Origin of the sequence: Mycolicibacterium sp. TUM20985 (genome assembly GCF_030295745.1) — a bacterium.
Taxonomy (GTDB): domain Bacteria; phylum Actinomycetota; class Actinomycetes; order Mycobacteriales; family Mycobacteriaceae; genus Mycobacterium.
The window spans coordinates 5,097,017-5,119,296 of record NZ_AP027291.1 but is presented as its reverse complement, the minus strand read 5'-3'; the positions used below and the strand labels follow the sequence as shown (position 1 = coordinate 5,119,296).

Sequence of the window (22,280 nt, the reverse complement as noted above, 5' to 3'; positions counted from 1 at the left end):
TGTTTGGTGGGTCACACTTCCGGGCAGCCATGCAGCATGGCAAACGACGACGAGAACGGCACCATCCCGAAGCCCGAGGTCACCGACGAGCATCGCGAGAAGGCCAAGGAGATGGCCAAGGCCTACGAGGACGACCGGCCGACCATCGGGCTGCCGGGCACCAGCAACACCGTGACGGGCCAGGCGGTGGCCGACTGGGTCGATGAGGACGGCAGCCCCAAGTTCGGCGACGTCGAAGACGGCGGGGGCGTGAAGCGAGAGGACGTCATGGGTGTCCGCGGGACGAACCTGAGCGACGAGGACTAGTCGCTAGGCTTGATCGCCGTGACGCCACTCGATCAGATTGCGCCCGCCTTCCGCGACATGGCCCACGAGATCGTGTGGGCGTCCGTCGCCACAGTCGACCGGGACGGGCGACCACGCACGCGCATCCTGCACCCGATCTGGGAGTGGGACGGGACGGATCTGATCGGCTGGATCGCCACCGTGCCCACCCCGCTCAAGCGGGCGCACCTCGAGGTTCACCCCGACGTGTCGGTCAGCTATTGGACCACCACCCACGACACCTGTAGCGCTGAATGCGCGGCTCAGTTCTACTTCGACGAAGAGACGCGAAAAGCCGTGTGGGACAAGTTCGCCAATGGTCCTGCGCCGGTCGGTTACGACCCGTATGTCATCCCGATGTGGAGTGCTGGTCCGACGTCCGAACAGTTCGCGGTGCTGCGACTCGCCCCACACCGACTGCGGGTGATGGCGGGCACCGTGATGACCCGCGGCGAGGGCGAACCGCTGCTGTGGACAGCGGCCTAGCCTTCGCACCGCAACGGGACCACAATTGACCCATGGCCTACCTCAAGCCCCCGTGGTTCACCGCCAAGGTGTTCAACAAGGCCGCGATGGCGTTCGGGATCGGGGGCAGCGCGACGCTCGTGGTCACCAAACGCGCCAGCAAGCAGCCTCAGCAGATCCCCGTGGTCGTGCCGGAGGTCGAGGGGGTGAAGTACTTGGTGTCGACGCGCGGGGAATCGGAGTGGGTCCGCAACGTCCGTGCCGATCCAAGCGTCACGCTCGACGACGTCAGCTTCGTCGCCACCGAGGTGCCGGTCGAGGAGCGGGCCCCGATCATCGCCGTCTACCGTCCGCTGGCGGGCAAGATCGTCGAGGGCTACTGGGCGAAGCTTCCCGACGATGCCGATCATCCGGTCTTCGCGCTGACCCCGGGCGACCTAGCGTCCGCCTAGCTCATGAGCCCTGGAGGATGCCGATCAGCTGTTCTCGGCTGTTGGCTCCGACGCGCTGTGACGCGCGGAAGAGGTGTCCCTCGATCGAGCGGGTCGACATCGTGAGTCGTTCGGCGATCTGCTTGTTGGACAACCCTCGTGCGGCCAGCGAGATGATCTCGCGCTGACGAGCGGTGAACGGCTGCAGTGTCGCCGCCGCCCGTAGTGCAGGAGTCTGGGCCCCTTGGCATTCGGCGGCCAGACGCTGAGCCGCGGCTGACGCGCTCATCGCCGCACCGCGCCGCCCGGCGTGCTGGTAGGCCAGGACGGCGTGGGCGGCGGCGTCGGCGGCGGCGAGGCGGTCGCCGAATGCCTCGTAGCGGCGGGACGCATCGATCAGACCGTCACCGTCTCCCGCCGCGAGCGCGGCGGCGTGGGCGGCGGCCGCCCCTGCGCGTGGGCCCTGGACCACGCCGGTCAACTCGGCCAGTCTGCAAGCGGTGGTGCGGTCCCCGAACTGTGTCGCCGTCTGCAGGAGCACGAGTTCCCAGGCGGACCGGCCTCGGTCGCCTTCCCTCGACGCCGCTTCGCGGATGATCGAGATTGCCTGTGAAACAGCACCTTCGGCGGCAAATACCCAGGCTTCGGTGATGGATTTCTCAGCATCCACCATGCAGGCATCGGGGTCTTCGGCCCACCACTCGATCTGGTCGAGTTCACGGCGTGCGTCGGTCGCTCTCCCGGCCATTGCGGTCACGGTCGTCAACCACGACCGTCCGAAGCACTTCATCATGCGCCCGCTGTCGCCGGTACCCAGATACGCAACGGCTTCCCGCAGTGAGCGGCTCGCGTCGTCCAGAGCGCCCCGGCTCATCGCCGACATGCCGACCCGCACGCTGTGCCATGACTCCTCGAACGGAATGTCGCGCGTGTCGTGCCGAATCCGGGCGATCACGGCGTCCAGTCGTGTCAGCGCACCCGCGAGTCGGTAGCCGTAGGCGTGCAGGAACGCCACCGGGTGCCGCAGGTGTGACACCCCCGCAGACCTGTCGGCGATGGCGTAGCCGCTGTTGGCGGCTGGCTCGAGCTCGTCGATGCGCCCAAGGTCAGCAAGGCCTGCGACCAAGACCCAGGCTAGGAGGATCTGCGCGATGTCACCCTCGGGAGAGTCGGCGCAGGCGGCGTACGCCGCTTCGACTGCGGCTTCGGAGTGTCCGCGCTCCAAGTCGATCAGCGCGCGGAGCGCGGTGTCGATCGCCTGCGCGAACTCGTCGTCGGCGGGCAGCATCTCGAGTTCGCGCTCGACGTTGGACAGTTGACCAAGGACCACCGCAAAGTTCAGAGCCCGAAGTATCGCGATCTGCGTCCGCATGGGGCCCGACGACTGCTCGGCGAGGTCGGCGAGGATGGTCTCCGCTTCGGCGCCGCGCTCTTGCCAGGTGATGGCCATCGCATGCACGATCCTGGCCTCTGGGCCGCCACCGGCGGCGACGGCATGCTCGGCGAGCATCTCCGCGAGCCGATGGTCTAGCAGTTGCATCGCGGCCGCTGCGGCACCGAGGAGGAACGCGGGGTCCGGCTGCAGGTCCGAATCGATGGTGAGCGTCGCGCGGCGGACCAGGTCTCGGGGATCCGTCGAGTCCTTTCGGGCGAGTTCGCCGGCGATGCGCCCGCGCAATCGTCGCAGTCGCAGGGACTCGGCGGCGCGGCGGACCTCACCGAGCAGTGGATGTGCCAGCCGCACCACTGCAGGTCGCACGCCGGAGTCGACATTTGCCAACCCGAGTGATTCGGCCTCGGCGAGTGCGTGGGCATCCGTCACGGCGGCCAATACGTCCGCGTCCAATGGCTCGGCGACGGCGAGCGCGTCGAGGACGTCACGGACGGTGGCGGGCACCTGGGCCAGCCGCGCCGCGAGTAGCTCCGTGAGCGTCGGCGAGAGCCGGGGATGGCCGTCCCACAGCCAGACGCCCGACCGCCGTGTCATCCGACCAGCGTTCACTTCGCTCTCGAGGAGGTGCCGCAGATAGAGCGAGTTCCCCTGGGTGTAACGCCAAAGTCGTTGTGCAGAACCCGAATCGACGGTTCCGTCGAGAACCTGCTCGAGGAGGCTGGCGATCTCGGACTGCGACAGCGGTTGCAGTTCGAGGCGTTCCAGGTGCATGTCCTTCCACAGCGCAGTGATCGCGTCCGGTGGTGACTCGCCCGAGCGGATCGTGACGATGACGGTAGCCAGTCGGCGCGTGGCGAGTTGGTGAACAGTGAACGCCGACAGGTCATCCAAGAGATGTGCGTCGTCGACACCTATGACCACCTCGCCGTCGCGGGCAGTGCCGATGAGCCCGGCGATCACCTCGCGCACCCGTCGCAGGGGATCGGGCCCGAAGTTGCTGGCGATGTGGGCGAAGGCGCCAAGCGGAATGCCACGTGCCGATGCGGTCCCGATGATCCAGTGCTGGCGCGCGTTACGTGGACCGCACCTTGCGACGGCCTCACGCGCCAGCCGCGTCTTGCCGACACCGGCGCTGCCGGACAACACGATTCCGCGGGCACCGTCAGTGGGTGCCTGCGTGGCGTCGGCGATCACCTGAAGTTCTTCCGACCGTCCGATCAGTGGCCACTGACGGATCACCGGCCGATTCTAACCGCCACGGGCGCCCGGGTTTGGTTGTACGAGAAGGCCCGAACACCGGGTGTGCGTGAACGTCTAGGCCAATCCGGGCGCTCGATCAGGCCGGTGGCCGCCCGTATGCGGCGGCGAGCTTGGCATCGGCGACTCGCATGAACGTAGGCAGCGCGTCGGGGTCCAACCCGACGCACTCGGCGATGACGTCGTCGGCAATCCCGGCATCGCGCATTCGCAAGGCGGTCGCGTACGGGAGCGGCAACCGTTGCAGTGACTCGGCTCGGCGGGCATCAGTGGCCATACCCGAAGACTTGCGTCTCCTGGGACGCGCGAGTGGGGTAGTGGACTACCCCAGCCGGACCGCGGGGGCGAACTTAGCCTTCCTGGCAGGGCGATTCGCAATCGCGAGTCGCGTCGACGGAGGTGCCAATATGGGCAACGCCACATTCATCGGCCGGGTTGGTGCGCTGGCGGTGGCACTGGGCATCGGGACGGCGGTGGTCACTACGCCGGGGGTCGCGTTGGCCGAGCCCCCGTCGGATTCCTCGGCAGCCAGCGAATCGCCGGCCAACGCTGACTCCTCGTCGACCGACGACCAGAGGCCCGCGTCTCCTCCGGACATTGCGAGTATGGAGTCACCCACGAAGAACACGAGGACAGATGATCCGACGGGCGACCCGCGGGCGGGGATCGTGCAGAGTTCCGGTGGCGCCCACACCTCGAGCACCGACGAGGAGCCGGCCGCATCGAGCGAGGGGAACACCTCGACGCCTGCGGATGGGTCGGAACCCGAGGACTCCCAGTCGGCGGACTCCGAACCCGCGGAGGGGACCGAACCGCTTGTGCCAGAACTGCCGATCAAGTCGGACGACTCGGCGCCGGCGCAGGTCGCAAGGTCCGTTGGCTCCACCACATCCTCCGATCACGAAGAACCCGCGCCCGCGCAGCCAGTTAGCGTCGACCGCCCAGCGGCGGATCACGACGTTGCCGGTCCGGACCGGGGGATGCCCGCCGCCGGTGGTGTGGTCGTTTCACATCAGCCGGTGGTGATGCGGTCGTCGGCGCGTACCGGCGCCGCCCCCGCCTCGCCTGCGCCCGCCTTGGCCGCGCCCGCCGCGGTGACGGTGGCGCAGCTGCTGCCCGCGGCCCCGGTGAACCCGCTCGGCGTCGTGTCGAACGTGGTGTCGCGCGTCGTGTCGGGTTTGTTGGCGTGGGTGGGCTTTGGTCCGTCGATGACGACTGCCCCCGCTGCGCCGGTGCAGTCGGTCGGGCTGTTGGCAGTGCTGGCCTGGGTGCGCCGCGAGGTGCAGCGCACGTTCTTCAATGAGGCGCCGACCATCGGCTACGACGCTGAGTTGAACGTCCAGACCCGCGACGGGGTGGTGACCGGTCAGCTCACCGCGGTAGACCCCGATGGCGACCCGCTCAGTCTCAGCCTCGTCGAGGCGCCGAAGTACGGGTCGGTGGTGCTCAACCGGGACGGCACGTTCACCTACACGCCCAGCCCCGCATTCGCCCGCACCGGTGGCACCGACGAGTTCACCGTCATGTCCGCGGACACCGGATTCCACCTGCACGGACCATTCGGCGTGTTCGCGCCCGGCTTCGGCCACACCACTCTCGTCAAGGCGAGCGTCAATCTGTTCAAGGTCCCGACCATCCTCGACGTCGGCGACGGCCCGATCGGGCTGGCGGTCAGCCCGGACGGCACCACCGCTTACGTAGCCAACGTAGGTGATGGCACCGTGTCGGTGATCGACACCGCTACCGACACCGTCACGAACATCGTCACCGTCGGCATCGATCCGTTCGGGGTGGCCGTCAGCCCCTCCGGCACCCGCGCCTACGTGACCAACTTTGGCGAGGACACCGTGTCGGTGATCGACACCGCCACCAATACCGTGACCGCCACGATCTCCGTCGGCGACAACCCGCGCTGGGTGGCGGTCAGTCCTGACGGCGCCGCCGCCTACGTCGCCAACAGCGGCGACGACGACACGGTGTCGGTGATCGACACCGCCACCAATACCGTCACCGCCACGATCACCGTCGGCGAAAACCCGGACGGGCTGGCGGTCAGCCCGGACGGCGCCGCCGTCTACGTCGCCAACGCCCTCGACGACACGGTGTCGGTGATCGACACCGCCACCAACACCGTCACCGCCACCATCACCGTCGGTGACGACCCATTCGGGGTGGCGGTCAGCCCGGACGGCGCCACCGTCTACGTCACCAACGACAACGACGACACGGTGTCGGTGATCGACACCGCCACCAACACCGTGACCGCCACGATCACGGTCGGCGTTGTTCCGGCCGGTGTGGCGGTCAGCCCGGACGGCGCCACCGTCTACGTCGCCAACCAAAACGACGACACGGTGTCGGTGATCGACGCCGCCACCAAAACCGTCATCGCTACCCACACCACCGGCGAAGACCCGACCTTTGTGGCGGTCAGTCCCGACGGCACCCGCCTCTACGTCAGCAACTTCGACGACGACACCGTGTCGGTGCTCGATGCATCGGCGGTACAACTGAACATTGTTGCGCTGCAACATGCTCCGGTCGCTCAAGCCACACAGACGAGCGTGGTGTCGGTGCTGTTTAGCCTGCTGGGCCGGGTCGCCCAGCAAGTGCAGCGCACGTTCTTCAATGAGGCGCCGACCATCGGCTACGACGCCGAGTTGAACGTCCAGACCCGCGACGGGGTGGTGACCGGTCAGCTCACCGCGGTAGACCCCGATGGCGACCCGCTCAGTCTCAGGGTCGTCGAGGCGCCGAAGTACGGGTCGGTGGTGCTCAACCGGGACGGCACGTTCACCTACACGCCCAGCCCCGCATTCGCCCGCACCGGTGGCACCGACGAGTTCACCGTCATGTCCGCGGACACCGGATTCCACCTGCACGGACCATTCGGCGTGTTCGCGCCCGGCTTCGGCCACACCACCCTCGTCAAGGCGAGCGTCAATCTGTTCAAGGTCCCGACCATCCTCGACGTCGGCGACGGTCCGGGCTGGGTGGCGATCAGTCCCGACGGCGCCACCGTCTACGTCACTCACCCGAATGACGACACGGTGTCGGTGATCGACACCGTCACCAACACCGTCGTCGACACCATCACGGTCGGCGACCTTCCCCTCACGGTGGTGGTCAGCCCCAACGGCGCCACTGCCTACGTAAACAACGGGCAGGACACCTCCGTGTCGGTGATCGACACCGTCACTAACACCGTCATCGACACCATCAACGTCGGCCCCGTTCCGAACGGGGTGGCGGTCAGTCCCGACAGCGCCATCCTGTATGTCACCCAGCGCGATGCCGGCACCGTGTTGGTGATCGACACTGCCACCAACACCGTGGTCGACACCATCACCGTCGGTGGTGCCCCCGCCTTGGCCGCGATCAGCCCTGACGGCGCCACCCTCTACGTCGCCATGGGCGCGGACTCGATGACCGACACCGTGGCAGTGATCGACGCGGCGACGAAATCCGTGATTACCACCATCAGCGTCGGCGGCCCCGCGGAATTGGTGTGGGTCAGCCCGGACGGCACCCGCGTCTACGTCTCCTGGGTCAACGACAGCACGGTGCTGGTGATCGACACCGTCACCAACACCGTCACCGCCACCATCACCGTCGGCAACGCGCCGGCCGTAATGGCCTTCAGCCCCGACGGCACAAGGGCCTACGTCGCCAACTTCAACGATGGCACGTTGTCGGTGATCGACACTGCCACCGACACCGTCATCGCCACCAAGGCCGTCGGCGACGGCCCGGCCGGTGTGGCGGTCAGCGCCAACGGCACCGTCTACGTCGCCCATTACGACGACGGCACCGTGTGGGCCATCGACCTCCCTTACTGATCCCGGCCAGCGTCATCCGTCCACCGCCCTTGGAAAGGAAGTCACCATGAAACGAACACTCATCGCGGGGTTGGCAACTGCTGCGCTGGTATCGAGCGGTCTCGGCCTGGCCGCGGGCACCGCCAAGGCCGTCAACGAGGGCCCGTTCGTGTGGTGCCCGGGGCAAACCATGAGCTACCCGGGCCCGGGCGGTGAATTTCTCTGGGACATGAACGTCTGCCACACCTGGTACCGCGTCGACTTCGGGAAGGGCAACGTGCCACGAAACTCTCCGCCACCTCCCGAGTCGAACATTTGGGACGGCGACAACCCCCCGCCGAGCGATCGGTGCTACCCGTGGTGTTTGTAGGGTGGCCCGCCGACTCGTCGACCCCGGTCAGGTGAGACCTTTCTCCTACACCCTGTAGTTGACGCCGGTGGGCCGACTGGGACACTGGAGATCATGCGTATCGAAACGTCGGCGCGGCTGTTCGCCGAGGCGTCGGCCGTCATACCCGGTGGGGTCAACTCACCGGTGCGTGCCTTCAACGCCGTCGGCGGGACCCCACGGTTCATCACGAAGGCCTCGGGTTGCTGGCTCACCGACGCCGACGACAATCGCTACGTCGATCTGGTGTGCTCCTGGGGCCCGATGATCCACGGCCACGCCTACCCGGCCGTCGTGGAGGCCGTGCAGCGCGCCGCCGCCGACGGGCTGAGCTTCGGTGCGCCGACGCCGTCGGAGAGCGAGCTGGCGCGCGAGATCGTCGGCCGCGTGGCCCCCGTCGAGAGGATCCGCCTGGTCAACTCGGGTACCGAGGCCACGATGAGCGCGATCCGGCTTGCCAGGGGCTTCACCGGACGCGCGAAGATCGTGAAGTTCTCCGGCTGCTATCACGGGCATAGCGATGCGCTTCTGGCCGATGCCGGCTCGGGCGTTGCGACGCTGGGGCTGCCGTCCTCCCCGGGTGTGACCGGCGCGGCCACCGTCGACACGATCGTGTTGCCCTACAACGACATCGGCGCCGTCGAGGCGGCGTTCGCCGAGTTTGGCGACGACATCGCCTGCGTGATCACCGAAGCCGCGGCGGGCAACATGGGCGCCGTGCCTCCGCTGCCCGGCTTCAACGCCGGTCTGCGCCGCGTGACGGCCGCGCACGGCGCGCTCCTGATCCTCGACGAGGTGATGACGGGCTTCCGGGTAAGCCGATCTGGTTGGTACGGAAAGGATCCCGTCGACGCCGACTTGTTCGCGTTCGGCAAGGTGATGAGCGGTGGGCTGCCCGCGGCGGCCTTCGGCGGTCGTGCCGAGGTGATGGAACGGCTGGCACCGCTGGGCCCCGTCTACCAGGCCGGCACGCTATCGGGTAACCCCGTGGCGATGGCCGCCGGACTCGCCACGCTGCGCGCCGCCGACGACGCCACGTATGCCACCCTGGACGCCAACGCCGACCGCCTGGCCGACCTGCTCACCAGTACGCTGACCGAAGCGTCTGTCACACATCGTATTTCGCGGTGCGGCAACATGCTGAGCGTGTTCTTCACCGGCCAGCAGGTCGTCGATTTCGCCGGCGCGCGCGCCACCGACACCTGGCGTTTCCCGGCGTTCTTCCACGCGCTGCTCGCCGCGGGGGTGTATCCGCCCTGCAGCGCCTTCGAGGCGTGGTTCGTGTCGACGGCGCTCGACGACGACGCGTTCGAACGGATCGCCGCCGCCCTGCCCGCCGCGGCCCGTGCTGCCGCAGAAGCGAAGCGGCCCTCATGACGGTGACGACGATCGTGCACGTGATGCGACACGGCGAGGTCCACAACCCCGACAAGATCATCTACGGGCGGCTGCCCGACTTCCACCTGTCCGACAAGGGCTGCGCCCAGGCGCAGCGGGTGGCCGACTGGCTGGCGGCTCGCGACGTCGTCCACGTCGTCTCCTCACCGCTGGAACGCGCGCAGGAGACCGCCGCACCGATCGCCGCGGCGCACGGCCTGTCGATCGGCACCGACGCCGACCTCGTCGAGTCCGAGAACGTCTTCGAGGGCGAGCGGGTGTCGCCGGGTGACGGTGCGCTGCGCAATCCCCGCAACTGGTGGCATCTGCGCAATCCGCGGACGCCGTCCTGGGGTGAGCCGTACCGGCACATCGCCGACCGCATGCAGGCCGCGTTGTACCGGGCCAGGGACTCCGCCGTCGGCCACGAGGCGGTGTGCGTCAGCCACCAGCTGCCGACGGCGACGCTGCGCCGTTCCCTGACCGGGCAGACGCTGCACCATCTTCCGACCGCGGCCAACCGGATGTGCAACCACGCCTCGCTGACGTCCTTCTACTTCCACGACGACGCGATGGTCGGCTGGAGTTACGCGGAGCTGGCCGGGCAGTGAGATGGCTGCTGGCCGTCTTGGTGTCGGCGACTGTCGCGCTGACCTCGTGCGCGACGGGTGATGACGCGGTGGCCCAGGGCGGCACCTTTGAATTCGTGGCGCCGGGCGGCAAGACCGACATCCTCTACGACCCGCCCGACAGTCGCAGCCGGCCGGGCAAGATCAGCGGCCCGGAGCTGACCGACCCGTCGAAGACGGTCTCCTTGGATGACTTCGCCGGCAAGGTGGTCGTCATCAACGTATGGGGACAGTGGTGCGGACCGTGCCGCGCCGAGATCCCCGAGCTGCAGAAGGTCTACGACGCCACCCGGGCCGACGGCGTGGCGTTCCTGGGCATCGACGTCCGGGACAACAACCGCGACGCCGCAGTCGATTTCGTCACCGACCGCAAGGTGACGTTCCCGTCGATCTACGACCCGGCCATGCGCACCATGATCGCGTTCGGCGGCAGGTACCCCACCACCGTCATCCCGTCCACCGTCGTGCTGGACCGCCAACACCGCGTCGCCGCGGTCTTCCTGCGCGAGCTCCTGGCCGAGGATCTGCTGCCCGTCGTGCAGAGGTTGGCGTCGGAGAAGTGACGCCTCTCGCGGTGAGTCTGGACCAGGTCGGCGGCTTGATGTCGGCCGGGCCGCTGGTGCTCGCCCTGCTCGTCAGCGTCCTCGCCGGACTGGTGTCGTTCGCCTCCCCGTGCGTGGTGCCCTTGGTACCCGGCTACCTGTCCTATCTCGCGGCGGTCGTCGGCGTCGACGACCGCGATGCCAGCGCCGTCACGGTCAGGACCGCACGGCTGCGGGTGGTCGGCGCCGCCGCCCTGTTCGTGGCCGGGTTCACCGTCGTGTTCGTGCTCGGCACCGTGGCGGTACTGGGGTTGACGACGACACTGCTCACCAATCAGCTTCTGCTGCAACGCATCGGCGGTGTGGTGACGATCGCGATGGGCCTGGTGTTCGTCGGGTTCGTCCCCGCGTTGCAACGCGAGGCGCGGTTCACGCCGAAGCTGCTGTCCACCATCGGGGGCGCGCCGCTGCTGGGGGCGGTGTTTGCCCTCGGCTGGACGCCGTGTCTCGGCCCGACGCTGACGGCGGTGATCGCGGTGGCGTCGGCCACCGACGGTGCCGGCGTGGCGCGTGGCGTGGTACTCGTCATCGCGTACTGCCTGGGGTTGGGGATTCCCTTCCTGCTGTTGGCGTTCGGTTCCTCGCGGGCCGTTCAGGGGCTGGGCTGGCTGCGCCGCCACACCAGGGGCATCCAGATCTTCGGCGGCGTGCTGTTGATCCTGGTCGGCATCGCATTGGTGTCGGGCCTGTGGGCCGACTTCGTCTCCTGGGTGCGGGATGCGTTCGTCAGCGACGTGCGGCTGCCGTTATGAGGGTGCTGAAACGCCTTGCCGCATATGCCAGGAACACCTGGCGCACCCTGACGTCGATGGGCACGGCGCTGGTGCTGCTGTTCCTGCTGGCGCTCGCGGCTATTCCCGGTGCGCTGCTGCCCCAGCGCAGCCTCAACGAGTCCAAGGTGCAGGGTTATCTCGCCGAGCACACGGTGATCGGCCCGTGGCTGGACCGCCTGCAGGCGTTCGACGTGTTCTCCAGTTTCTGGTTCACCGCGATCTACGCGCTGCTGTTCATCTCGCTGGTCGGTTGTCTCACGCCGCGGTTGGCCGAGCACGTCAAGAGCATGCGCGCCACACCCGTCGCCGCGCCCCGAAACCTGACGCGGCTGCCCAAGCACGCCGCCGTGTCCGCACCGGGTCAACCGGAGGCCGTCGCCGCCGAGGTCGAGCAACGCCTCAAGGGCTGGCGACGGGTCAGCCGCCATGACGGTGACACCATTGAAATATCAGCGGAGAAGGGCTATTTCCGCGAGTTCGGCAACATCGTGTTCCACTTCTCGCTGCTCGGTCTGCTGGTCGCGGTGGCCGCGGGCAAGTTGTTCGGTTACGAGGGCAACGTCATCGTCGTGGCCAACGGCGGGCCGGGCTTCTGCTCGGCGTCACCGGCGGCCTTCGACTCCTTCCGCGCGGGCAACACGGTCGACGGGACCTCGCTGAATCCGATCTGCCTGCGCGTCAACGACTTCGACGCCACCTACCTGCCGAGTGGGCAGGCGTTGAGCTTCGCGGCCAACGTCGAGTACCAGGCCGGTGACGACCTCGCCGGCGATACCTGGCGCCCGTACCGGCTCGAGGTCAACCATCCTCTACGCCTCGGCGGGGACCGGCTCTACCTGCAGGGCCACGGCTACGCCCCGACGTTCACCGTCACCTTCCCCGACGGTCAGACCCGCACGCAGACCCTGCAGTGGCGGCCCGACGACCCGATCACCCTGCTGTCGTCGGGCGTCATCCGCGTCGACCCGCCCGGTGGCACGTATCCGGACGCAGGCACCCGACGCAAGAACCAGATCGCGATCCAGGGCCTGCTGGCGCCGACCGAACAGCTCGACGGCAAGCTGCTGTCGTCGAGCTTCCCCGAGTTGAACGATCCGGCCGTCGCCGTCGACATCTATCGCGGTGACACGGGTCTGGACACCGGGCGGCCGCAGTCGCTGTTCACCCTCGACTCCCGGCTGATCGAGCAGAAGCGGCTCAACAAGGAGGCCAGGGTCAACCTGAAGGCGGGCCAGTCCACGGAGCTGAAGGACGGCACCAAGGTGAGCTTCGACGGCGCCGTGCCGTTCATCAACGTCCAGGTGTCGCACGACCCGGCGCAGATCTGGGTGCTGGTGTCGGCGATGGCGATGATGGCCGGCCTGCTGGTGTCATTGGTGGTGCGTCGTCGCAGGGTATGGGTTCGGATCAGCCCGGGGCCGGCGGGTACCGTTGAAGTCGAGCTTGGTGGTCTCGCCCGCACGGACAACTCCGGGTGGGGCGACGAGTTCGAGAAGCTGACCGCACGGCTGGTGCCATCGGCGGAGACAGGCGGGAGAGAGCGTTCGTGAACACGCCCAACATCGACATCGGGCTCGCCCGACTCTCCGACCTGGCCTTCACCTCGACGCTGGTCGTGCTGCTCATCGCCCTTCTCCTGCTCGCCGTGGAACTCGCCTACAGCGGCAGCCGCCGGGCCGACGCCCGCGAGCTGGTGTCGGCGGGCGTGGGTGCGGTCACCGCCAACAGCGCTCAGCCCGGCGTCGTCGTCGACACCCCCAAGCGCCCGTTCGACGAACGGATCGGCCGCGCCGGACTCGCGCTGGTCTACGTCGGTACGGCGATGCTTCTGGCGTGCATCGTGCTGCGCGGGCTCGCGACCTCACGCGTGCCGTGGGGCAACATGTACGAGTTCATCAACCTGACCTGCCTCTGCGGGCTCGTCGCGGCGGCCATCACCCTGCGTCGGCCCAAGTACCGCGCCCTGTGGGCGTTCGTGCTCCTGCCCGTGCTGATCCTGTTGGCCGTCTCGGGAAAGTGGCTGTACTCCAACGCCGCACCCGTCATGCCGGCACTGCAGTCCTACTGGCTGCCCATTCACGTGTCGGTCGTCAGTCTCGGCTCGGGGGTCTTCCTGGTCGCCGGCGTGGCGAGCATGCTGTTCCTGGCCAAGATGTCGCCGCTCGGCGAACCCGACCGCGAGGGCAGGGTGGCCGCGATCCTGCAGCGGCTGCCCGACGCCCAGACGCTGGACCGCATCGCCTACCGCACCACGATCTTCGCGTTCCCGATCTTCGGCTTCGGCGTGATCTTCGGCGCGATCTGGGCCGAGGAGGCGTGGGGCCGCTACTGGGGCTGGGATCCCAAGGAGACCGTCGCCTTCATCGCGTGGGTCGTCTACGCCGCGTATCTGCATGCCCGCTCGACCGCGGGCTGGCGGGACCGCAAGGCCGCATGGATCAACGTCGTCGGGTTCGTCGCGATGGTCTTCAACCTGTTCTTCATCAACCTCGTGGTCACCGGGCTGCACTCGTATGCCGGGGTGGGCTGAGGTTGAGTCCTCCGTCGTCCGACCAATCGCCGAACTTCCGTTCGCAACAACGGTTCAGCGACCCGTCCGAGGCCATCCCGCCGGAGTGGACGGCACCGACACCCCCGCACGGCATGCCCGTCGTGCGGCTGTCCCAGGCGTCCGAGGCGCCACCTGTGCCGCAGGTCCCGCCGGCGCGGCCCGAGCCCGACGTGCAGACGCCGCCGTATCTCGATCTGTCGACCGTCGCCCTGCTCGGCCAGCCCAAGCGCAAGCCGAGCTCGGGGTGGCGGCGCTGGCTCTACCTGGGTTCGTTCACCGTGGTGAACCTCGGTGAAGGCCGCCAGGCGATCCGCCGCAAGGAGCTCACCGCACAGGCCAGCCGGCCACTGCGCGGCTGCTACCGGATCGCGCTGCTGTCACTCAAGGGCGGGGTCGGCAAGACGACGATCACCGCAACGCTGGGTGCGACGTTCGCCTCGGCGCGGGGTGACCGCGTCATCGCCGTCGACGCCAACCCCGACCGCGGCACGTTGAGCCAGAAGGTACCGCTCGAGACACCGTCGACCGTCCGCCATCTGCTGCGCGACGCCGAGGGGATCAACAGCTACAGCGACGTCCGCAATTACACCTCGCAGGGCCCAAGTCGGCTGGAAGTCCTTGCCTCCGAGAGTGATCCGGCCGTGTCCGAGGCGTTCAGCAGTGACGACTACAAGCGGACGCTCGAGGTGCTCGAACGTTTCTACAGCCTGGTACTCACCGACTGCGGCACGGGGATGCTGCATTCGGCGATGTCGGCCGTGCTGAACAACGCCGACGTCCTGATCGTGGTCAGTTCGGGTTCCGTCGACGGCGCGCGCAGTGCATCGGCCACGCTCGACTGGCTCGACGCGCACGGCTACCAGCAGTTGGTGGCCAATTCGCTCGCCGTCATCAACGCCGTTCGGCCGCAAGCGGGTCGGGGTGGTTCGAGGGTCGACCAACAAAAGGTCGTCGACCACTTCTCCCGCAGATGCAAGGCGGTGCTTCAGGTGCCGTTCGATCCGCACCTCGAAGAAGGCGCCGAGATCAGCCTGGAACGGTTGCGGCCCGAGACTCGCGACGCGCTGCTGGAACTGGCCGCCGTAGTGGCCAGCGGATTTCCCGGCGCCCACTGAAACTCGAACCCGCTCAGCGAGGATCCTTGCCGTGGTTGAGCCGGTTGAGGAAATCCGGGTCGTCATCGGGCCCGATGGTTCTAGTCCCCGGCCGGTTGGCGGTCGCCCGCACCAGACGCCAGGCGCCGTAGGCAAGTGACGCCAGGATGACGATGAGGAGAACGAACTGCAGCACAAAAACCTCCTTGCTGTAAATATACGCGCCGTCGGTAGGCTCGGGTCCGTGTCAGGTGCGGATGCAGTTGAGGACAAGAGCGAGACGACCGGAGAACGACCCGGTTCGCGGATGGTGGTCGACGTCGTGATCTACACGGTGGCGCGCCTTCTGCTGGTGGTCGTGCTCACGGCGGCGATCTATCTCGGCGGCCACCTGCTGGGCATCGACGAGTTTCCCATCGTCGTGCCGCTGCTCTTCGCGATCGTGATCGCTCTGCCCCTGGGCATTTGGCTGTTCGCCCCCCTGCGCCGCCGTGCGACGGCGAGCATGGCCGTGATCGACGAACGCCGCCGTCACGACCGCGAACAGCTCCGCGCGCGCCTGCGCGGTGACGAGCCCCGCGACGTGTGACGGAAGTATGACGTCGCCGATGTGAGAGGCGATCAGCCGTCGAGCTCGCCGGCGATCCCGCGCTCGATGCCCGCCCGCGTCGTGGACGGCAGCACGACCAGCCCGTCGAGTTCCTTGCAGGCGAGTTCGTAGGCACGCTCGCGTTCGTTCTGCGTCGCAGCGGAATCCGAGGCGACGCTCAGCAGGCTGCGGGCGCGGGCCAGGCGCTGCTGCCCGTCGGCGGAGAAGTCGCTGCGGCGCCGACGGACCGCTTCGGCCTCGGCCGCGTCGAACGCCGTCGTGTAGTCCTCGACGGCCGCGAGGTACTGGGCGGCGGACTCGCGGTCGTCGAACAGGTCTTCGGCCTTGGCCGGCCGCAACAGCTCTGCGCGCAGCTTGGCCTTGTGGAACGCCGTCGTGAGCGGGGCGCGCATGTCGGTCATCATCGGGAAGTCGAGGAGCTTGTCCGTGTCGAGCTCGTACTCCATCCAGCGGGTGTCGGTCCTGGCGTGCTCGTCGAGGGTGCGCGTGATGATGCGCCACATGGCGGCGGGATTTCCGGGCGTGCCTGCGGGGTTCTGGTCGTCGGGCGCACGGTCCTGCGCATCGGGCGACGACGACCGTTGCACCCGCTGCCAAATGTTCACTCCGGCGATGACCACGCCTGCCACGGGCACCAGCAGCAGCAGAAGCTCCGCCAACCGAAACACGATGCCCATCACGCCAGGATGCCACTGCCGGGCCCGGGCCCGCACCGGACGTGGCGCTAGGCGAGCGCCAGCGCCGCCGTCACCGCGATCGACCACACCAGCATCGTCAGGCCGGTGTCGCGGAGCACGGGAATGAGATCCTTGCCCCCGCGGCCGGACCGCACCGGCGCGGCGGCCCGGCCGGCCAATGGCAGCGCCACCAGGCCGACGGCGCACCACGGCGTCGCGAGCATCAGCGCCAGGGTCAACACGAAGGCCAACGCCAGCAGCCCCTGATACAGCAGCCGGGTGCGCCCGTCGCCGAGTCGTACCGCCAGCGTGATCTTGCCGGACTCCCGGTCGGTCGGGATGTCGCGAAGGTTGTTGGCCACCAGCACCGCCGACGACAGCGCACCCATCGCGACGGCGAGCACCGCACCGACCCAGTCCACGCGCAGCGCCTGCGTGTACTGCGTGCCGAGGACGGCCACCAGGCCGAAGAACACGAAGACGGCGACCTCGCCCAGACCGATGTAGCCGTAGGGCTTGGAACCGCCGGTGTACAGCCACGCCCCGGCGATGCACGCCGCCCCGACGGCGATCAGCCAGGGCTGGCTGACGAGGGCCAGGGCCAAGCCGGCCGCGGCCCCCACCGCGAGGCTCAGCGCCGCGGCGCTCGCGACGGCGCGCGGTGACGCCAGCTTCGAGCCGACGAGCCGCAGCGGACCCGCCCTGACGTCGTCGGTGCCGCGGACGCCGTCGGAGTAGTCGTTGGCGTAGTTGACCCCGACGATCAGGGCCAGCGAGACGATCAATGCGAGGACGGCCTTCCACCACACGGCGTCACCGAGCCACGCCGCTGCCCCCGTACCGGCGATCACCGGGGCGATTGCATTGGGCAGCGTCCGCGGACGGGCGCCCTCGACCCACTGCGCGAGACTGGCCACGCCGGTCATCGTCGCATGGCGACTCAGCGTTCGGGGGGCGGGTGGGGAGCACCGCCGAGGCCCGGCACCAGCGTGCGTGACACCGTGCGCTGGTAGGCGTCGAGGGCCGCGGCGTCGGACACCTGCACGCTGCCCCAGTCCACGTCGGGGTGGCCGACGAGGCGGCTGGGAACCTCGTGCAGCACGCCGGAGTCGGTGAGCGCGGCCCAGGCGCCGCCGATCTCGCGGCGACGGTCGTCGGCCAGCCATGGGCGCGGTGACTCGATCACCGTCCGCGGTGTGGTGGCCACCCCGGCCGATACCGTGACGGTGTCGCGGATGCAGGGGAACAGGAACGCCGACGGCCAACTGACCAACACCGGCCCCTGGTCCGCGAGGAAGTCGGTCAGCCCGATCGCCGTGCGCGACCGGGGTCCGGTGACGGCCAGCCAGCCCAGGGGGTCGACGCGGTTGTCGACCGCGCGGATGCGGACGCGATCCGCGCCGGTGGGGAAGTCGGCGGAGTCGACCCCTATCGACCGCCAGAGGGGGTGCGCGGGATCCTCGTCGACCGCCGGTCTGTCGACGGGGACGAGGTCACCCAGCGGGATGACGCCTGCCTCGTCGGACCGGCCGAACTCGAAGCCGAGTCGGTTCGCGCCGTCGGTGCGACCCGACACCGATACGGCCACACCGCCATTCGCGGGCTGCGGCGGCAGGACGAACCATGCGCTCGTAAGGGTGCCGGTGGCCCGCTCGTCGGGAGCGCGGCTGCCCCAGAGGTAGGCCGACGTGCCCATTCCCGGCGGATCGGGCGGGGGTGCGGCGGGCAGGAAGCCCGCCTGCCGGTCGAAGCCGGTCGACTGCTCGCCGCCGTCGGCTGAGACCGGCAGGACCGGCCCGTCGGGGAGGACCTGGACGTCGTCGGCCAGGCCGCACGTCCGGCTGCCCTCGATGCGGTGCAGGTTGATCATGGCCAGCGAGCCCTCGGGCCGTCGCAGTGGCGCGGCGACGAACGATCCCAGCAGGAGTGCGAGCACTACGCCGAGCGCGAGCGGGACGACGACCGCGGGGCTGCCCGCCGACCCCCGCCCGAGGTGACGCCCACGGTGGACCAGGATCGAAAGGGCGACCACCGCGACCAGCCACGGCAACGGGCTGTTCAGTGGAATGCCAAGTGGCCGAGGCGGTTCCGTAGCCCACGGCACATCGTAGACGAAGGGCAGCCACCACGCGTTCGGACCGTCGAACGCCACGCAGACCGCGGCGACGAGGAGCGCCGATCCGGCGACGCCGACGACGGCGAGATAGCGGTCGGGGGTGCGGGCGCGACGCGCCACCAGCGCGACGCCCACCACCAGCAACGCCGCGAACAGCCCTGCCACCGCACCCAGGTGATAGGACCACTTCGAGGGCGAGACGGCGAAGAGCAGCAGGGCGAGCACCACGACTGCCGCGAGCCTGAGCGCCGTGCGGCCCCCGAAGTCGCGATACCGGCGCGGGACCGCCAGCAGGGCGACGATCGGAATCATGCTCAGCGCCAACAGGACCGGCAGTCGCTTCGGCGCGCTGCCCTGCTGATCGGATCCCAGGAGGTAGCGGTACCGGTCCGGTTCGTCGTACCACGGCAGCGCGGGCCCGTAGAACGTGTGCCAGTCGCTGGCGGTGATCAGGGCGTCCCACGTCTGATCGGCGAAGATCACCACCAGCCCGACCGCGGCGACACCGGCCAGCGCCAGCAGCTGGGCGCCGAGGCGCCATCGGGTGGGCGCCGTCGCCCGCAGTGCCAGGAGCAGGCGGGGCGCATAACCCACGATCGGCGCCGCGACCAGCACGCCGGAGGGGCTGATCGGCACCACGAGGCCCACGATGAGGGCGAGGAGGCTCAGCTCGCGCATGCTGCGTGCACGCATCGCGACGGCCAGCGCGGCCGTCACCCCGAGGGCCACATAGGCCTCCGGCCGGGTGCCGAGATTGAACGGCAGCCACGCGGCCAGTAGGCAGGCGGCCGCGAGCAGGCGGATCCGGCCCGTGCGCGACCTGACCGGCAGCGCCGCGCCCAGTACGCCGCGACTGAGGACGAACCACGTCACCACTGCCAGCAGCGTGCTCGGCAGGCGCAACCACAGCGGCGCGATGCTGACGGTCGTCAGTGGGGCGAGCAGTTCCTGGCTGAACGCGAACGGCACCTCCGCGGCGTTCCACCACCGGTAGTAGTTGCCGGGGTTGCCGGTCGCGACGACGTTGCGGGCGATCGTCGACGCCCAGCCGTCGTCGACGGCCAGTGGCCCGATCACCGCCCACCCGGCCAGCGTCGCGAGCACCGCGACGTCGACCCACCACACGCGCCGCCACCGCACCCGCCGGCGGCGTCGGGGGCCGGGCCGCCGGCACCACACCGCCAGGAGGAGGCCCGCGGCGACCAGCTGCGCCGCGATGAGCCCGTACTTCAGTGCGCTCGGTGTGGTGGCGAACGGGTCGGTGATGCGGATGGTGACGGACATGCCGGCGGCGTCGGCCGGAGCCAGGTCGGTGCGAAAGCCGAAGACCTCGGGCACCGGTTGGTCGGCGAGGTCGGTGCGGCGCCCGTCGGGGGCGACGACCGAGACGCCGCCGGGGCCTGCGGTGACGACGACGCGACAGTCGGTGACCCCGGTGGGACGGACATCGACCGGAGTCTGGCCGATGCGTGCGGTGTCGGCGGTCACGACGAGCGCGCCCGGCCCGCTGCCGGTCGCAAGGGCGGTGACCGACGGCCCTGCGGCCCTCGCCGCACGCAGTGCCGGGCAGCCGATGGTGGCCTTCAGCTCGGTCGGCCGGTACGGCACCACCACCGCCGAGCTCGGGGCGACCGCCTGACCGGGCGCAGGCCAGGTCACGGTCGTGGTGTCGACCCAGACCGGGGCGAAGGGCAGCGCGCACCCGGCCAGTACGCCGATCAGTCCCAGCAGAGCAATCAGCCAGGTGCCTGCGGTTCGGCGGTCGGCCGTCGGTGACGTAGTCAGTGCATACCTTGCCGGTTCGGTGGTGGAGGCCGATAGAAGGTTGTCAGCCGTTGTTTGCCGGCGGGCGGATCGCCACTCGGTCGTCACACCATCGTCATGATCCAACCTCGCCGTCCGAGCTGCTCCGAGCATGAACCACAATGGGCAGATGCTCGCAGTGATCGGCGGTAGCGGTTTCTACACGTTCTTCGGCGCGGATGCCCGCAGCATCAGCGTCGACACCCCGTACGGCCCGCCAAGCGGCGCCATCACCGTCGGCACGGTCGGTCGCCACGAGGTGGCGTTCCTGCCTCGGCACGGGGCCAACCACGAGTTCTCGCCACATTCGGTGCCGTACCGCGCGAACATGTGGGCACTGCGCGCGCTGGGCGTGCGCCGGATCTTCGCACCGTGCGCGGTGGGGAGCCTGACGCCCGACCTCGGTCCCGGCTCGATGGTGGTACCCGATCAGCTGGTCGACCGGACCAGCGCCAGGGCCGACACCTACTTCGACGCCGGCGGTATCCACGTTGGGTTCGCCGATCCGTACTGCCCGAGCCTGCGGGCCAACGCGGCCGATCTTCCCGGCGTGGTCGACGGCGGCACCATGGTGGTGATCCAGGGGCCGCGGTTCTCGACGCGCGCGGAGAGCCGCTGGTTCGCGAGCCAAGGCTTCACGCTGGTCAACATGACCGGTTACCCCGAGGCGGTGCTCGCCCGTGAACTCGAGATGTGTTACGCCGCAATCGCCTTGGTGACCGATCTGGACGCGGGTATCGAGTCCGGGGCCGGCGTGACGGCGGTGGACGTCTTCGCCGAGTTCGAGAAGAACCTGGTGCCGTTCAAGAAGCTGGTGCACGAGGCGATCGATCAGGTGCCCGCCGAACGCACCTGCGCGCACTGCCGCCCGCACGAGGGTGTCACGCTGCCCATCGAGCTGCCGTGAAGGTTCTCGTCACGGGCGCAGCGGGTTTCATCGGCAGCAAGGTGTGCGCGGCGCTCACCGATGCCGGCCACGAGGTGGTCGCCCTCGACGCGATGCTGTCCGCCGCGCACGGCGACGCCACCACGCCGCCGGACGGCGTGCTGGAAGTCGACGTCCGGGATGCGTCGGGGATCGCGTCGCTGCTGCCGGGTGTCGACGTGGTCTGCCATCAGGCGGCGGTGGTCGGCGCGGGCGTCGACGCGTCGGACGCCCCGAACTACGGCAGCCACAACGACTATGGGACGACGGTGCTGCTCGCCGAGATGTTCGCCGCGGGCTGCACCAGGCTGGTGCTGGCGTCGTCGATGGTGGTCTACGGCCAGGGCGGCTACGACTGCCCGGTGCACGGTCCGGTCGATCCGCTGCCGCGCACCATCGCCGACCTGGACGCCGGTGTCTTCGAGCACCGCTGCCCGCTCGGCGGCGAAGAGCTGCGCTGGCGCCTGGTGGGGGAGGACGCCCCGCTGCGGCCGCGCAGCCTCTACGCCGCCAGTAAGACTGCGCAGGAACACTATTCGCTCGCGTGGGCGGAGGCGACGGGCGGGTCGGTGGTCGCGCTTCGCTACCACAACGTCTACGGACCGATGATGCCGCGCGACACGCCGTACTCGGGGGTGGCGGCGATCTTTCGGTCGGCCATCGAAAGAGGCGAGCCGCCAAGGGTATTCGAGGATGGTGGCCAGATGCGTGACTTCGTCCACGTCGACGACGTGGCGGCCGTCAACGCCGCGGCGGTGGCCGCGGACGCGGAAGGGCTGGCGGGCTTCACCGCCCTAAACGTCTGCTCGGGACGGCCGATCCCCATCCTGGACGTGGCGACGAAGATCTGCGCCGCCCGCGATGGGCAGCCGCCCGTCGTCACCGGCCAGTACCGCAGCGGCGACGTCCGCCACATCGTGGCCGATCCCGCCGCCGCGGCCGACGTGCTCGGCTTCCGGGCGGCGGTCGATCCGTCGGACGGGCTGCGGGAGTTCGCGTTCGCGCCGCTGCGCGGCTAGTAACTGCGGTTAGTAATACTCTGAGCCG

At 69.1% G+C, this 22,280-nt stretch carries 21 protein-coding genes; 15 read left to right on the top strand and 6 right to left on the bottom strand.

Annotation, left to right across the window (positions count from 1 at the left end; genetic code table 11):
• Window positions 1-36 precede the first annotated feature (36 nt).
• From QUE68_RS25045 to QUE68_RS25035, 3 genes are read left to right on the top strand one after another with little or no spacing between them, the layout of a single operon-like run.
• Window positions 37-306 carry a hypothetical protein gene (locus QUE68_RS25045; RefSeq protein WP_284234955.1) on the top strand — a complete coding sequence of 90 codons (270 nt, stop codon included), beginning with the start codon at window positions 37-39 and terminating at the stop codon, window positions 304-306.
• An 18-nt stretch (window positions 307-324) separates the two neighbouring features.
• Window positions 325-810, top strand: a complete 486-nt coding sequence (locus QUE68_RS25040) for a pyridoxamine 5'-phosphate oxidase family protein (protein WP_284234956.1) — start codon at window positions 325-327, stop codon at window positions 808-810.
• Between the two features lie 32 nt (window positions 811-842).
• Window positions 843-1,241, top strand: a complete 399-nt coding sequence (locus QUE68_RS25035; protein ID WP_284234957.1) for a nitroreductase/quinone reductase family protein — start codon at window positions 843-845, stop codon at window positions 1,239-1,241.
• Window position 1,242: 1 nt separating this feature from the next.
• On the opposite strand, the gene QUE68_RS25030 is transcribed toward QUE68_RS25035, so the two are convergent.
• Together QUE68_RS25030 and QUE68_RS25025 are read right to left on the bottom strand one after the other, a co-directional pair.
• Window positions 1,243-3,852 carry a LuxR C-terminal-related transcriptional regulator gene (locus tag QUE68_RS25030; protein WP_284234958.1) on the bottom strand — a complete coding sequence of 870 codons (2,610 nt, stop codon included), beginning with the start codon at window positions 3,850-3,852 and terminating at the stop codon, window positions 1,243-1,245.
• Window positions 3,853-3,949: 97 nt separating this feature from the next.
• Window positions 3,950-4,147: a hypothetical protein gene (locus QUE68_RS25025; RefSeq protein ID WP_284234959.1), complete on the bottom strand. Its 198-nt coding sequence runs from the start codon at window positions 4,145-4,147 to the stop codon at window positions 3,950-3,952.
• Window positions 4,148-4,277: 130 nt separating this feature from the next.
• Between QUE68_RS25025 and QUE68_RS25020 the strand changes: the two genes are divergently transcribed.
• The 9 genes from QUE68_RS25020 to QUE68_RS24980 all read left to right on the top strand — a co-directional run bounded on the left by QUE68_RS25020 (window position 4,278) and on the right by QUE68_RS24980 (window position 15,123).
• Window positions 4,278-7,709, top strand: a complete 3,432-nt coding sequence (locus QUE68_RS25020; RefSeq protein ID WP_284234960.1) for a YVTN family beta-propeller repeat protein — start codon at window positions 4,278-4,280, stop codon at window positions 7,707-7,709.
• A gap of 46 nt (window positions 7,710-7,755) precedes the next feature.
• Entirely contained in the window at window positions 7,756-8,058 is a 303-nt protein-coding gene (locus tag QUE68_RS25015; protein ID WP_284234961.1) for a hypothetical protein, read from the top strand.
• 93 nt (window positions 8,059-8,151) lie between these two features.
• A complete protein-coding gene (gene hemL / locus QUE68_RS25010; RefSeq protein WP_284234962.1) occupies window positions 8,152-9,453 on the top strand; it encodes a glutamate-1-semialdehyde 2,1-aminomutase in 1,302 nt (433 codons plus the stop codon).
• Window positions 9,450-10,064, top strand: a complete 615-nt coding sequence (locus QUE68_RS25005) for a histidine phosphatase family protein (RefSeq protein ID WP_284234963.1) — start codon at window positions 9,450-9,452, stop codon at window positions 10,062-10,064. Before hemL ends, QUE68_RS25005 begins: the two co-directional genes overlap by 4 nt.
• Entirely contained in the window at window positions 10,061-10,645 is a 585-nt protein-coding gene (locus QUE68_RS25000; RefSeq protein WP_284234964.1) for a TlpA disulfide reductase family protein, read from the top strand. The genes QUE68_RS25005 and QUE68_RS25000 overlap by 4 nt, the downstream gene beginning before the upstream one ends.
• Window positions 10,646-10,683: 38 nt before the next feature.
• Complete coding sequence (locus tag QUE68_RS24995) at window positions 10,684-11,436, top strand: cytochrome c biogenesis CcdA family protein (RefSeq protein ID WP_454786516.1); 753 nt, start codon at window positions 10,684-10,686, stop codon at window positions 11,434-11,436.
• Complete coding sequence (gene resB, locus QUE68_RS24990) at window positions 11,433-13,007, top strand: cytochrome c biogenesis protein ResB (protein ID WP_284234966.1); 1,575 nt, start codon at window positions 11,433-11,435, stop codon at window positions 13,005-13,007. Before QUE68_RS24995 ends, resB begins: the two co-directional genes overlap by 4 nt.
• Entirely contained in the window at window positions 13,004-13,987 is a 984-nt protein-coding gene (ccsB, locus tag QUE68_RS24985; RefSeq protein WP_284234967.1) for a c-type cytochrome biogenesis protein CcsB, read from the top strand. The genes resB and ccsB overlap by 4 nt, the downstream gene beginning before the upstream one ends.
• A 2-nt stretch (window positions 13,988-13,989) precedes the next feature.
• Complete coding sequence (locus tag QUE68_RS24980; RefSeq protein WP_284234968.1) at window positions 13,990-15,123, top strand: AAA family ATPase; 1,134 nt, start codon at window positions 13,990-13,992, stop codon at window positions 15,121-15,123.
• Between the two features lie 13 nt (window positions 15,124-15,136).
• Here the strand turns inward: QUE68_RS24980 and QUE68_RS24975 are convergent, their stop codons facing one another.
• Entirely contained in the window at window positions 15,137-15,298 is a 162-nt protein-coding gene (locus QUE68_RS24975) for a hypothetical protein (protein ID WP_454786309.1), read from the bottom strand.
• 111 nt (window positions 15,299-15,409) lie between these two features.
• On the opposite strand from QUE68_RS24975, the gene QUE68_RS24970 reads away from it, so the two are divergent.
• Window positions 15,410-15,691, top strand: coding sequence for a DUF4229 domain-containing protein (locus QUE68_RS24970; protein ID WP_284236122.1), 282 nt, complete (start codon window positions 15,410-15,412; stop codon window positions 15,689-15,691).
• A gap of 32 nt (window positions 15,692-15,723) precedes the next feature.
• Here the strand turns inward: QUE68_RS24970 and QUE68_RS24965 are convergent, their stop codons facing one another.
• The 3 genes from QUE68_RS24965 to QUE68_RS24955 are packed head-to-tail and all read right to left on the bottom strand — an operon-like array spanning window position 15,724 to window position 20,377.
• Window positions 15,724-16,389, bottom strand: a complete 666-nt coding sequence (locus QUE68_RS24965) for a hypothetical protein (protein ID WP_284234969.1) — start codon at window positions 16,387-16,389, stop codon at window positions 15,724-15,726.
• A gap of 47 nt (window positions 16,390-16,436) precedes the next feature.
• A complete protein-coding gene (locus QUE68_RS24960; RefSeq protein ID WP_284234970.1) occupies window positions 16,437-17,306 on the bottom strand; it encodes a 1,4-dihydroxy-2-naphthoate polyprenyltransferase in 870 nt (289 codons plus the stop codon).
• A 23-nt stretch (window positions 17,307-17,329) separates the two neighbouring features.
• A complete protein-coding gene (locus tag QUE68_RS24955) occupies window positions 17,330-20,377 on the bottom strand; it encodes an arabinosyltransferase domain-containing protein (protein ID WP_284234971.1) in 3,048 nt (1,015 codons plus the stop codon).
• Between the two features lie 61 nt (window positions 20,378-20,438).
• Here QUE68_RS24955 and QUE68_RS24950 point away from each other — a divergent pair, with 61 nt between their 5' ends.
• Together QUE68_RS24950 and QUE68_RS24945 are read left to right on the top strand one after the other, a co-directional pair.
• Entirely contained in the window at window positions 20,439-21,215 is a 777-nt protein-coding gene (locus QUE68_RS24950) for an S-methyl-5'-thioadenosine phosphorylase (protein WP_284234972.1), read from the top strand.
• Window positions 21,212-22,252, top strand: coding sequence for an NAD-dependent epimerase/dehydratase family protein (locus QUE68_RS24945; protein WP_284234973.1), 1,041 nt, complete (start codon window positions 21,212-21,214; stop codon window positions 22,250-22,252). The genes QUE68_RS24950 and QUE68_RS24945 overlap by 4 nt, the downstream gene beginning before the upstream one ends.
• The last annotated feature ends 28 nt before the right edge of the window (window positions 22,253-22,280 follow it).